This is a genomic window from Kribbella pratensis (assembly GCF_004366075.1).
GTDB lineage: Bacteria > Actinomycetota > Actinomycetes > Propionibacteriales > Kribbellaceae > Kribbella > Kribbella pratensis.
Map to the genome: position 1 here is coordinate 1,189,603 of NZ_SODU01000003.1, position 12,637 is coordinate 1,202,239.

Annotated in this window: 11 protein-coding genes; 4 read left to right on the forward strand and 7 right to left on the reverse strand. The window is 68.1% G+C overall.

Annotated elements, in window-relative coordinates:
* The first annotated feature begins 31 nt into the window (after nucleotides 1-31).
* Nucleotides 32-592 (forward strand): helix-turn-helix domain-containing protein, encoded by a 561-nt coding sequence (locus EV137_RS30010; protein ID WP_166680044.1) that lies wholly within the window; start codon nucleotides 32-34, stop codon nucleotides 590-592.
* Here the strand turns inward: EV137_RS30010 and EV137_RS30015 are convergent.
* Nucleotides 559-2,070 carry an FAD-dependent monooxygenase gene (locus EV137_RS30015; protein WP_134131603.1) on the reverse strand — a complete coding sequence of 504 codons (1,512 nt, stop codon included), beginning with the start codon at nucleotides 2,068-2,070 and terminating at the stop codon, nucleotides 559-561. The two genes, EV137_RS30010 and EV137_RS30015, sit on opposite strands and share 34 nt — an antisense overlap.
* 64 nt (nucleotides 2,071-2,134) lie before the next feature.
* The gene (locus EV137_RS30020) at nucleotides 2,135-2,743 is read right to left on the reverse strand and encodes an acyl-CoA-like ligand-binding transcription factor (protein ID WP_134008326.1); all 609 of its coding nucleotides are present in this window, start codon (nucleotides 2,741-2,743) and stop codon (nucleotides 2,135-2,137) included.
* Between the two features lie 219 nt (nucleotides 2,744-2,962).
* On the opposite strand from EV137_RS30020, the gene EV137_RS30025 reads away from it, so the two are divergent.
* Entirely contained in the window at nucleotides 2,963-4,171 is a 1,209-nt protein-coding gene (locus EV137_RS30025) for a TerC/Alx family metal homeostasis membrane protein (protein WP_134131604.1), read from the forward strand.
* Between the two features lie 108 nt (nucleotides 4,172-4,279).
* Here the strand turns inward: EV137_RS30025 and EV137_RS30030 are convergent, their stop codons facing one another.
* The 4 genes from EV137_RS30030 to EV137_RS30045 are packed head-to-tail and all read right to left on the reverse strand — an operon-like array spanning nucleotide 4,280 to nucleotide 9,229.
* Nucleotides 4,280-5,110: a carbohydrate ABC transporter permease gene (locus EV137_RS30030; RefSeq protein WP_134131605.1), complete on the reverse strand. Its 831-nt coding sequence runs from the start codon at nucleotides 5,108-5,110 to the stop codon at nucleotides 4,280-4,282.
* 2 nt (nucleotides 5,111-5,112) lie between these two features.
* Nucleotides 5,113-6,063 carry a carbohydrate ABC transporter permease gene (locus EV137_RS30035; protein ID WP_134008317.1) on the reverse strand — a complete coding sequence of 317 codons (951 nt, stop codon included), beginning with the start codon at nucleotides 6,061-6,063 and terminating at the stop codon, nucleotides 5,113-5,115.
* Entirely contained in the window at nucleotides 6,060-7,424 is a 1,365-nt protein-coding gene (locus EV137_RS30040; RefSeq protein ID WP_202871195.1) for an extracellular solute-binding protein, read from the reverse strand. Before EV137_RS30040 ends, EV137_RS30035 begins: the two co-directional genes overlap by 4 nt.
* The gene (locus tag EV137_RS30045) at nucleotides 7,373-9,229 is read right to left on the reverse strand and encodes a glycoside hydrolase family 127 protein (protein ID WP_134131606.1); all 1,857 of its coding nucleotides are present in this window, start codon (nucleotides 9,227-9,229) and stop codon (nucleotides 7,373-7,375) included. The genes EV137_RS30040 and EV137_RS30045 overlap by 52 nt, the downstream gene beginning before the upstream one ends.
* A gap of 157 nt (nucleotides 9,230-9,386) precedes the next feature.
* On the opposite strand from EV137_RS30045, the gene EV137_RS30050 reads away from it, so the two are divergent.
* Nucleotides 9,387-10,385, forward strand: a complete 999-nt coding sequence (locus EV137_RS30050; RefSeq protein ID WP_134131607.1) for a LacI family DNA-binding transcriptional regulator — start codon at nucleotides 9,387-9,389, stop codon at nucleotides 10,383-10,385.
* Nucleotides 10,386-10,469: 84 nt separating this feature from the next.
* Nucleotides 10,470-11,687: a hypothetical protein gene (locus EV137_RS30055; RefSeq protein ID WP_134131608.1), complete on the forward strand. Its 1,218-nt coding sequence runs from the start codon at nucleotides 10,470-10,472 to the stop codon at nucleotides 11,685-11,687.
* Here EV137_RS30055 and EV137_RS30060 read toward each other — a convergent pair.
* Nucleotides 11,650-12,630 (reverse strand): acetylxylan esterase, encoded by a 981-nt coding sequence (locus tag EV137_RS30060; protein ID WP_134131609.1) that lies wholly within the window; start codon nucleotides 12,628-12,630, stop codon nucleotides 11,650-11,652. The two genes, EV137_RS30055 and EV137_RS30060, sit on opposite strands and share 38 nt — an antisense overlap.
* Nucleotides 12,631-12,637 lie beyond the last annotated feature (7 nt).

The window sequence follows — 12,637 nt, forward strand, 5'->3', positions numbered from 1 at the left end:
AGCCACAACTGCCGCTATAGTGGCAAGCGTGATGGATGAACTGTCTCGGTCCTTGGCCGCGACCGTGCAGCAGGCGCGGGTCGCGCAGGACCTGTCCGTGAACGCGCTCGCCGAGCGGTCGGGGGTTTCGCGCGCGATGATCGGGAAGATCGAGCGGGGCGAGGCGCAGCCCACCGCCGTACTGCTGGGGAAGCTGTCCGGTGCGCTCGGCATGACATTGTCCGAGCTCGTCGCCCGCGCGGAGAACACCGGTGAGCTGCTCCGTCGAGCACACGACCAGCCGGTCTGGACCGACCCGGTCACCGGGTACCGCCGACGCGCGGTGTCCCCGGTGACCGATGGGCCATTGGAACTGGTGGAGGTGGAACTGCCTCCCGGGGCGTCGGTCTCGTACCCGGCCGACGCCTACATCTTCAAGTACCAGCAGTTGTGGATCCTCGACGGACGGCTGCGCTTTCACGAAGGATCACAGGTTCACGAACTACATGCCGGCGACTGCCTGCAACTCGGCCCACCTCTGCCGACGACCTTCCACAATCCGGGTACGGCGGTGTGCCGTTACCTGGTCGCGCTGGTCAAGGGGCGCGGCTGAAACCACTGCGCCACCGCGTCACGCAGCCCTTCACGTTCCGCGACGCCGTCCTGCTCGGCGGCCCAGGCGACGTAGCCGTCCGGCCTGATCAGCACGGCGATCGGAGCCTCGCCCCGACCGGTGACCACCTCGATCGGATCCGCCACGAGGTCGGCGAACGAGGCATCGGGGGTGAGGTCGACGAGGAGCGGGCGAGCCGACCTCATCAGCTCGGCCAGCCGCTTGGAGCCGATCGTCAGATCGGGCGCCCAGCGGCCGACGAGGGGGTGCGAACCCTCGTGGTACTTGATGTCCGCGCCGGAAATCAGTTCCGCAACTCGCTGCACGTTTCGCGGATCGGTCAGAAACTCGCCGAACAGTTTCCGCAACGCCGTCACCTGCTCACCTGGTGCGATCAGCGCGGACTGTGCCTGCGTGTGCATCACGACCCGCTCCCCCACCGGCCGACGCTCGGACTCGTACGTGTCGAGCAGCCCCGGCGGCGCCCAGCCCTGCACCTCCGCCGCCAGTTTCCACCCGAGGTTGACCGCATCCTGCAACCCGAGGTTCAGCCCCGGACCGCCGATCGCGGAGTGCACGTGCGCGGCGTCGCCGACCAGTAACACCCGTCCGGAACGGAAACTCGACGCCAGCCGGCTGTTCCCGCCGACCACGCGCCGGAGCTGCCGAACACCCTCACCCGTTGGCTCGACCAACGGCAGGTGAACGCCGAGCACCCGATCGGCGCTCTCCTGCAACTCCTGGAAAGTCACCTCACCCTCCGGCGGCGTGTCCCACTCTCCCGTGCTGATCGCGGGCAGCCGATTCGGAAACGGCGCCCAGACGAACAGGCCACGTTCAGTCCGCTGGTGCAGGAACGGCGGCACTACGCCGTACCCAGGGACCTTCAGCAGCCCGTTCTCGATGTACTCGGGCGGCACCGCAGCGCTTCCGGTCCGGGACACCATCGAGTCGTTGGTGACGCCAGGAAAGTCGATTCCGGCGAATTTCCGTGTCGGGCTGTGGCCGCCGTCGGCGCCGACCAGATAGCCGGCCCGCAGTTCGTACTCGCCATCCGGTCCGGATAGCGACACGGTGACGCCGTCCGCGTCCTGTGTGAACCCGGTCAGCTCGTGACCACGCCGGATCTCGACGCCGAGTTCCAGGGCTCGCTCCTGCAGAACCTCCTCGATGCGCACCTGAGGAACCTGCAGCAGATAGACCGGGTTCTCCTCGAGTACGTCGAGCGGCAACGGCATCGCGCCGAACACGAATCCAGGAGCCGGCTGCGGCGGACCCGGCGTACCGCTCAAGCGCTCGTAGAGTCCGCGCCGGTCGAGCATTCTGATGACCTGGCCGACCAGGCCGTTGGCACGCGGTACCGTGCTGCGTTCCGGGAGTTTCTCCAGCACGATCGGCCGGACTCCGGCCAGCATGAGTTCACTGGCGAGCATGAGGCCGTTCGGTCCGGCTCCGGCGATGACAACTTCTGCGTCCATAATTCCCCTCCACTTGGGCGTGACTGACCGCCCCGGCGACTCACCGGGGTCTGTTCTAGGGCTGCTATTCGGGGACGGGCAGGCCGGCTTCGACCTGGTCGAGCGCCGACGACAGCAGGTCGGCGATCGAGCGCGGCGGATCGGCCCGCAGCCACTCCGCCATCACGACCGCGCGGGTCGCGCCGATCACCTCGGCGACGAGTCGCGGGTACATCCCCGAGGTCCCGGTCCGGTCGGCGACCGCGGCCGCCAGTTCTTCACCGACGCGGGCGTACGCGCGCGCGATCGCGCCCTGCAGAGCCGGCTCGTTCATCATCAAGCGGATGCCGGTGAGCCACTGCTCGTCCGGCGGCCGCCGTCCGCCGTGGCCTTCCTCGCCGAGGGCGAAGTGCTTCTCGATCGCTGCCCGGATCGCGACCCACAACGGCTCGTCGGCCGGCCGCGCCCGGAGCTCCTCGGCGATCCGCAGGCTGCGGTCCACCTCGCGCGCGGCGATCGCGTCGGCCTTGCTGTCGAAGTAGTTGCGGAACGTCCGCAGCGAGACACCGGCCTCGGCGGCGATGTCCTCGATCCGTACGTTGCCGTACCCGCGCTCGACGGCGAGCCGGACCGCCGCCCAGCTCAACGCGATCCGCGTCTCCTGCTTCTTCCGCTCCCGCAACCCTCCGGCCATGCCTCGACCGTAACAGAACTTGCCCAAAGAGCAAAGATGCCTTTTAGGCAATTTCCTCCGACTTGCTGAGACCACGAGCAGGCCATGGTTGGGTAACCCCATGACGGTGCTGATGCCACGCCTCCGGCGCGGCGGGTCATGGGGCCGTAACTCCCGTCCTTCCCTCGTCGCTCCGGTCGCTTCGCTCCCTCCACTCCTCAGTCCAGGACGGGAGGCCCCATGACCGTGTCCCCGCTGGTCTGGGTGTTGACGCTGCTGGCGATCGTCGGCCTGCTGCTGTTCGACTACTTCTTCCATGTGCGATCGGCGCACGTCCCGACCCTGCGCGAGGCCGCCGTCTGGTCCGCGCTGTACGTCGGGATCGCGGTGCTGTTCGGACTCGGCACGCTCGTCCTCGGCGGCGGCGACATGGGCTCGGAGTACTTCGCCGGGTACATCACGGAGAAAGCGCTGTCGGTCGACAACCTCTTCGTGTTCCTGATCATCATGACCGGCTTCCGGGTGCCCCGGGAGAACCAGCAGAAGGTCCTGCTGGTCGGGATCGTGGTCAGCCTGATCGCCCGGGCCGGGTTCATCTTCATCGGCTCGGCATTGCTGCACACGTTTTCCTGGGTGTTCTACCTGTTCGGCATCGCGCTCCTGCTGACCGCCGGAAACATGCTCAAGCCGGAAACCGAGGAGTCGCACCAGGCGCAGAACCTGGTCGTCCGGCTGAGCCGCCGGCTGTTCCGGACGAGCGAGGAGTACGACGGGGACCGGCTGACGACCACCGTCGACGGGCGCCGGATGCTGACGCCGATGCTGCTGGTGATGGTCGCGATCGGCGCCACCGACCTGATGTTCGCGCTCGACTCGATCCCGGCGATCTTCGGCCTGACCCAGAACGTGTACGTCGTGTTCACCGCGACCGCCTTCAGCCTGCTCGGGCTGCGGCAACTGTTCTTCCTGCTCGACGGGCTCCTGGACCGGCTGATCTACCTGTCCTTCGGGCTCGCTGCGATCCTCGCGTTCATCGGCGCCAAGCTGATCCTGCATGCGCTGCACGAGAACAACCTGCCGTTCGTGAACGGCGGCGACCACGTCGAGGTGGCCGAGATCAGCACCGGTCTCTCGCTGGTCGTGATCCTGGTCGTGCTGGTGATCACGATCCTCGCGTCCCTGTTCAGCACCCGCGGGCGAACGCAGACCGCGATGGCCCACATCCGCCGGGACGCGACGGCGTACCTCGATCCGGAGTACACCGACGACCCGGCGGAGCGGGAGCGGGTGTTCCAGCGGTTGCTGCGGGCCCGCGACCACATCACCGAGCTAGGCCCGAAGGCCAAGCAGCAGGTGTGGAACGAGGACGACCTGATGGCACTGTGCCGCGAGGTCGGCGAGGCGCACGCCGCCGCCCACGCCGACCACGAGATCCGGCCCAGCCTCTGATCCGTCCCAGCCTCTGATCCGGCCCAGCCTCTGATCCGGCCCAGCCTCTGATCCGGCCCAGCCTCTGATCCGGCCCAGCCTCTGATCCGGCCCAGCCTTTGATCCGGTCTAGCCTTTGACGGCTCCCGACGCGAGACCGCTCACGTAGAACCGCTGCAGGCCCACGTACAGCACTACGCACGGGATCATCGCGATCACCGATCCCGCGACCAGCGAGCCGAAGTTGATCTCGCCGTACGCGCCGGCCTGGACGTTCACGAGCGCGACCGGCAGCGTGTAGAGCTCGTCCTTGGTCAGGAAGGTGAGCGCGCCGAGGAACTCCGTCCAGGCCGCCAGGAACGCATAGAGCGCGACGGTCGCGGCGCCCGGTGTGATCAGCGGACGCAGGACGGAACCGAGCATCCGGAACGTTCCGCATCCGTCGACCTGCGCCGAGTCCTCCAGCTCCACCGGCACCGAGGCGAACGAGTTCCGCATCACGAACACCCCGAACGGCAGGTTGACCGTCGTGTAGAACAGCACCAGCCCGAGCAGGCTGTCCGTCAGCCGCAGGACGTTCATCTCCAGGTACAGCGGCGTCAGGATCGCCTGGAACGGGATCATCATCGACACCACCACCAGCGCGAACAGCACCGGACCGCTGCGGAACCGGAAACGCGCGAACCCGTACCCGGCGAACGTGGCGAGCAACGCCGTCAGTATCGCGGTGCTGATCGCGACGATCAGACTGTTCCCGACCGCCCGGATCAGGTTTCCGGGTCCCTCGATCAACGTCCGGAAGTTGTCCCAGGTCAGGTCGAAGAACGTTTTCCCGTCCGGGGCCGCGACCATCACGTCGTTCGGCTGCACCGACCGGAAGAGGGCCCACAGCAACGGTACGGCGAAGACCAGGAACGCGCCGCCACCGCCGATCACGTAAAACGTGTTCTTGAGTCGCATCGTCACTCCTTCTCCCGGAGCAGGCGGAACTGGGCCGCGGTGACGAGACCGATCACGATCACCAGCACGATCGACAGCGCGGTCGCGGCGCCGAGCTGCAGCTGGACGAACGCCCGGTTGTAGATGTACTGGACCACCGTCGTGGTGTCGGTGCCCGGACCGCCGCGGGTGAGGATGTAGAACTGCGAGAACGCGAGCAGCGAGCCGATCACCGAGATGATCACCGCCATCGCGATCGTCCGCCGCAGGATCGGGATCGTGATCTCCCACTCCTGTTTCCACCAGCCCGCCCCGTCCAGCTCGGCCGACTCGTAGAAGTCACGTGGGATCGCCTGCATGCCGGCCATCAGCAGCATCATCGTCAGCCCACTGACCGCCCAGATCACCAGCACGCAGATCAGCCCGGTGGCGAGCGGCCCGTCCACCAGCCAGGCGGTCGTACCGTCGGTGATACCGAGTTCGCGGAGCACGATGTTGATCACGCCGCTGTCCGGCTGTGCCTCCAGGACGGTGACGAAGCTGAGCGTGGACAGTCCGACGACGAACGGCAAGAAGAAGACCGTCCGCAGCACCGTGGAGCCACGGCGTTTCCGGCGTACCAGGACCGCGAGCGCGTAGCCGAGCACCAGGATCGGCCCGGTCACGATGACCGTGTACAGCAGGGTGTACAGGACGGATTTGGCGAACGCCGCGTCGGAGACGATCGCGGTGTAGTTCTTCAGCCCGCTGAACTTCACCGTGCCGATCAACGGCCAGTTGGTCAGCGAGATCACCAGCGCGAACCCGAGCGGGATCAAGACGAAGACCCCGACGAACAGTACGGCGGGACTCACGAGGAGCAGCCCGGTCCGCGATGGATGCGTCAGCGAGCCGTGACCGGCGCGCCGCCGCGCCGCAGCTGCCTTGCGCAGTTCCGGATCCAGCCGGCGAGCACCTCGCACTCTGGTACTCATGCCTGCCCCTGTTTCAGGATGCGGTCGTAGTTCTGCTGTGCTTCCTTCATGGCGGCCTCCAGCTCGCCGTCGAACACGGCGCGGCGGAACATCTGCAGCCACGGCCCGTCCGGCTGGTTGTAGAGGAGGTTGTAGGAAAGCGTTGTCGGCGCGTACCCCTCCTGGATTCGCTCCAGCGGCAGCGTCGCCAACGGATACTTCTTCGCGAACTCCTCAGTTCGCGCATCGGACCGCACCGGCGTGTACCCGCCGGCCGGCAGATCGATCTGTTGCGGCAGATCCAGCGCGAACCGGACGAACTCCCACGCGCCCGACGCATTGCGCGCGCCGCGTGGGATACACATGTTGTCGCCGCCGTCGAAGAACGCCGCACCGCCGTCGGGCCCGGACAGCAACCGCGGCGCCACCTTCTGGTGGAACGCCTCGTCGGACGCGGACACGACCACGCTGTAGTTGGACGGGAAGATGCCGATCTTGCCGGCCCGGAAATCGCTCCCCCACCGGGACGCGTCGTCGGAGAAGTTCGCCCGTGGGACCAGGCCGTCCACCCACAACTGCCGGTGCAGCTCGAGCATCTGCCGGACGACGTCGTTTCCGATGATGTGCCCGGACTGGCTGCCGATCGTGCCTTGGATCAGGTCCGTGTCCGCAGCCCACACCATCGGCTGGACGACGAAGCCGAGCGCTCCCGGACTGTTCGCCGGGAAACTCCACGCGTAGATGTCGTCGCCGAGTTTCCGGAATTTCCGCGCTGCATCGAGCAGGTTTCCGAACGACTTCACCGCCTCGTCGGGATCGACGCCGGCCCGGTCACACAGCTCGGTGTTGAACCAGAACATCGAGTTGTCCGCGAGGTACGGAACGCCGTACACCCGCTCGTCCTTGGTCGCCAGCCGGAGATGGCCCGGGCTGAGTTTGTCCCGGAAGTCCAGAGCGGCGAGCGGTTCGGTCAGGTCGGTGAACGCGTCGCGGTAGATGAACAGCATCGAGTTGATGTCGTCGATGTCGACCAGGTCCGGCACCGTCCGGCCGCGGATCGCGGTCGCCAGCTTGGTCACGTACTGGGCGTCCAGGACCGGTGTCAGCTCGACGGTGAGCCGGTTCTGGGACGCATTGAACTTCTTCACCAGGTCGGTCAGACCGCTCTGCGTCGCCGCCCGGCACCACACCTGCACGGTGCCGGTGGCGTCCTGCCCGAAACCCGCCGCCTGGACGTCGGGTTCGGGCAGGACCGAGCTACAGCCCGGGAGCAGACCTGCCGTGGTCGCCGCGGCGCCAACGCCGAGGAATTTCCGCCGGGTGAGCATCGTCAGGCCCTGGGCAGCCAGACCCGCATGGCACCGATCTCCCGGTTCGCCCACGCGTAGTACGGGATTGCCGTCACCTCGACCTCGTCACCGGTCGAGTCGCCCGCATCGCCGGTGAACGGCCAGCCCTCGCGGTGACCGGTGCCGGTACGTCCTCGTGCCGACAGGACTGTGACCCCGCCCAGCAGTTCCGAGCTCTGCGCGACAGGGGCCTCAGGCAACAGATGGAGGTCGTCGACGTTCGCGGTGTTGTCCGCCTGCTCGACGGCGTACACCAGCGGTCCCCGTTCGATGGCGACACACCCCCGCACCGCGTCGATCCGCGGATCCGCACCGACCAGACGCGGTGTGAGCGGCAACTGCAGGTCGATGTCGGCGGCCTCGACCCTCGCGTAACCACCTGCCTCGACTGGCTGCCCGTTGACCGTGGCACCATCCGCCCATCCCGGAATGCGCAGCTCCACCGCCACCGGTGTCGCGCTGGTGATGCGGACCGAGCCGTCCCACGGGTAGTTCGTGTCGACAGTCAGCTCGACATCGCCGGACTTGATGACGCCGGCGGCGTACTGATGGATCTGGATGGCGTCGTCGGTGGTCGTCGCGAGGTAGCCGTCGAGGCTGGACAGGGTGCGCATGATGTTCGGCGGACAGCACGCGCAGTCGAACCAGCCGCGCCGTCCGTGCGCCGGACTCCGACCGGTGTCCGGGTACGCCGCCCCGCGCAGCTGCAACGGGTTGACGTAGAAGTACTCGGTCCCGGCCAGCGAGACGCCGGCAAGGAAACCGTTGTACAGCATCCGCTCGATCGCATCGCCGTACGACGCCTCACCGGTCGCGAGCAGCATCCGCCAGGCCCACTGGATTCCGCCGATCGCGGCACACGTTTCCGCGTACGCACGATCCGGCGGCAGCTCGTACTCGTCGCCGAACGCCTCGCCCTCCCAGCGCGCGCCCAGCCCGCCGGTGACGTACGTCTTCGTGGACCACATGTGCTCGAACTGCCGCTGCAGGGAATCCAGCAGCTCGGAGTCGCCGGTCTCCAGCGCGACGTCGGCCGCACCGGCGGCGAGGTAGACCGCGCGAACCGAGTGCCCCTCGACCGTCGTCGCCTCGCGGACCGGGACCCGGTCGGAGAAGTACGCCGGCGCGTGTCCGTGCCGCTCGATGATCCCGTGCCCACGCGCCTCCACGAACCATTTCGCCAGGTCCAGGTACACCGTCGTACCGGTTTCTCGATAAAGCTCGACGAGCGCCATCTCGATGACCGGGTGGCCGTCGATGTCGACCGTCTTGCCGTCGCCGAACGTCGCGACCAGATGGTCGGCCAGCTTGGTCGCGACGTCGAGCAGGGCCCGGTCGCCGGTACAGCGGACCTGGGCGACCGCGGCCTGGATCAGGTGTCCGGCGCAGTAGTGCTCATGGCTCCAGACGAGTTGCTGGTAGCGGCCCTCGTCGCCGTACCGGAGCTGGACGACCGAGTCGAGGTACCCGTCGTCGCGTTGAGCGGCGGCGACGACCGCCGTCAAGTCGCGGATGCGCTGCAGCAGGTCGTCGTCGGGGTTGCGCCCGTACTCCCAGGCCGCGGCCTCGAGCCACTTGTAGACGTCGGAGTCGGCGAACACCGGGCCGATCGCCTCGCCCTCGCCGATACCGGCCGCGAGGCGGAGGTTCTGCAGGTTTCCGGCCTTCTCGAGCTGGTCCTGGCCGCTCGGAATGGCGTCCGCGCCGTTGCGGGCCTGCCGCGGCGCCCAGAAGCCGCCGGTGATCGTGACCTGGCCGAGGCCGAGGGGGTGCCGGCGGCCCTTCGTGGTGGCCGCCGGGCTGCGGGAAGTAGTGACAGTTTCCGGGGAAGCGCTCATCTGCCGTGACTCCTGAGTTAGGAAAATCCGGAACACGTTTTCCTGGACGAAGGTAGAGAGCCTGCGGCGCCAGGTCAACCCCTGCCTGTGGATAAACTCCGAGCCGGTGGCGATTCGTGGGGTACTGTGCCGGAAACCTCAGGAAAGGAGTTGCCGCATGGCGTCACGGAGCATCCGCACGCCCGGGATCAAGGACGTGGCCGCGCTGGCCGGCGTCTCGGCGAGCACGGCGTCGAAGGCGCTGAACGACACCGGGCAGCTCCGCGCGGCGACCCGCGAGCGCGTCCGGCAGGCTGCCGAACAGCTCGGTTTCACCCCGGACAGCCGCGGCCGCGCGCTGGCGTCCGGGCGCAGTTTCACGGTCGGTCTGATCACCACGGACAGCTCCGGCCGGTTCAGCATCCCGATCATGCTCGGCGCCGAGGACGCGCTCAGTGCGGGCGAGATGGCACTGGTCCTCTGCGACACCCGCGACGACCCGCTCCGCGAGCAGCACTACCTGAGGTCGCTGGTGTCGCGCCGGGTGGACGGCATCATCGTGACCGGCCGGCGGACCGAGGCGCGGGAGCCGATCGACGTGCCGATCCCGGTCGTCTACGCCTTCAGCCCGTCGACCGATCCGGACGACACGTCGGTGATCGTCGACGACCACGGCGGCGCCGCGTCGGCCGCGCGGCACCTGCTGTCCCTCGGCCGCGAGCAGATCGCGCACGTCACCGGGCCGGAGTCACACCTCAGCGCACAGATCCGGGCCGCGGCGACCATGGGGGCCGCGCGGGAGGCGTTCGTCGGCCAGCCGCTGTACGGCGAGTGGAGCGAGCGCTGGGGCCGGCACGCGGTCGACGTACTGCTCCGGGCGCAGCCGACGGTGGACGCGATCACCTGCGGCAGTGACCAGATCGCCCGCGGCGTCTGCGATCGCCTGCGCGAGCTCGGCCGCTCGGTCCCCGACGACATCGCGGTCACCGGGTACGACAACTGGTCCGTGATGGCGCTGGCCAGCCGCCCACCACTCACGACCGTCGACATGGAGCTCGAGGAACTCGGCCGCCGGACGGCCAACCTGCTCCTCGACGTCATCGCCGGTTCGCCCCGCCGCGGCCAGCTGATTCTCCCCACCCGCCTGATCACCCGCGAGTCGACACTCGGCACCTGAGCGGGTCGCGCGGTGGCCGTCCAGTCTTCGGATGGTCACCCGTACGACCGCCGTTGGTTGCCGAAAACCCTCTAGATTGATGCAGTGCTGCGCAAGCTGGTGATCGGCGTGGCGGTCATTGCCACCTTGATGGCGGGGCTGGGGACCGCGCGTCTGGTCCTTCCGTGGACCGATCCCGCCCGTGGCGTGGTGAAACAGCTGGCGTTCCTGCGGGCCGAGCTCGAAGGCGGCGCGGATGTGGCCGCGCAGAAACAGTTTCCGGAGGGCTATTTCTTTCTGAACGTGCTGTACGGACTGACCTGGGTCCAGGTCGGCATCGACGATCCCGAGCGATCCGCGGACGCGACCGCGGAGGTGCGGTGGGCGCTCGAGCGGATCGCCTCCACGGACGGAACCGCTCCGTTCGACGAGTCGCTGCAACCGCAGTACGGCGTTTTCTACGCGGGCTGGACGAACTGGCTGCGCGGCGGGCTGATCGCGCTCGGGCATTCGGATGCCGCCGACCGCGACAGGTTCACCAGCGAATCGGTGGAGATCGCCACCGCTTTCCGGACCGCGGAAACCCCGTTCCTGGCGGCGTACCCGGGGCAGGCCTGGCCGGTCGACTCGGTCGTCGCGATCGCCTCGCTGCGCCTGTACGACGCTTTGGTCGCACCGCGCTTCGAGCAGATCGCGCAGAACTGGGTGACCACGGCGACGACGAAACTGGATCCGGCGACCAGGCTGCTCCCGCACCAGGCCGTTCCGCAGGTTTCCGGCGCGCGCGGTTCGTCGCAGGCGATGATCCAGCGGTTTCTGATCGACGTCGATCCGGCGTTCGCGCGAACGCAGTACGAGATCTTCAAGGACAAGTTCGTCACCGGGCTCGGCGTTCGCGAGTACCCGAAGGGCACGACCGGCCAGGGCGATGTCGATTCCGGGCCGTTGGTGTTCGGGAGGAGTTTGTCCGCGACCGTCGTCGCGATGGGCGCGGCGCGGGTGCACCACGATCCGCTCGCGGATCGGCTGGCGCGCGAGGGTGAGCTGGTCGGCCTGCCGTTCAGCGGCTTGAAGACGAAGCGATACCTGTTCGGCGCGATGCCGATCGGGGATGCGTTCCTGGCCTGGTCGACGTCGGCCCGGCCCCTGGTCTCCACCGAAGAGGCCGCCGGTGGCCAGGGAAGTCGCGGCCAGCCGGAGCTCGACGGCGGGTCCGGCTGGTGGCGGCTTCCCTGGCTGGTGCTGCTCTGGCTACCAGCGTTGATCCTCTGGGGCGCGCTCCGCCTCAGGCATCGCGGCCGAAGGCGGAAGCGAGCGCACTGAGCTTGCGCGGCAGGTCGTACTCCGCGCCGCCTTCGTGCCCGTTGTAGGTGAACACCTCGATCTCCGCGGGACCGGCGTACCGATGGTAGGCCGCGAACACCGTCGACGGTGGGCAGATGTTGTCCATCAGCGCGACCGAGAACCACGCCGGGCAGGTCGCCCGGGCGGCGAAGTTCACCGCGTCGAAGTAGGACAGCGTGCCGATCGCGGTCTCGGTCTCGAACCGGTGACCCTTGAGCCAGCGTGCGATCTCGGCGTACGGGCCGTTGTCGGTGATCTGTGACGCGCGCCGGTAGTGCGACAGGAACGGTACGTCGGCGATGGCGGCGGACAGGTCGGCGCGCAGACCCGCGACTGCGATCGCCAGCCCACCGCCCTGGCTGCCACCGACCACGGCGACCCGATCGCTGTCGACGTCCGGGCTGCTCTTCGCGGCGTCGACCGCACGGACCGCGTCGGTGATCAGCCGGCGGTAGTAGTGCTTGGCCGGATCCTCGATTCCCCGGGTCAGGAAACCAGGTGCCGACGATCCGTGTCCTTCCGGCGCGATGTCCGGAGTTTCCGAAACGGTTTTTCCGCCACCGCCCTGGCCGCGGTTGTCCATGATCAGGTGCGCGTACCCGGCCGCGCTCCAGGTCAGCCACTCGTACGGGATTCCGCGGCCACCGTTGTAGCCGATGTACTGCACAACCGCGGGCAGCGGTCCGGTGCGATGGCGCGGCAGGAGCAGCCACGCCTTCACCGGCTGACCACCCCACCCGCTGAACGTGACGTCCTGGACCTCGACGGTCGCAAGACGTGCGTCGTACGGCGTGAACCGGGTATCGATCGGGCGGCCGGCCGCGTCATCGAGCGTCTGCTTCCAGAACGCGTCGAAGTCCGCGGGCTCCTCCGGCTCCGGCCGGTACTCACGCAACCGGTCCAGGGGCATGTCGACCAGCATCAGTTTT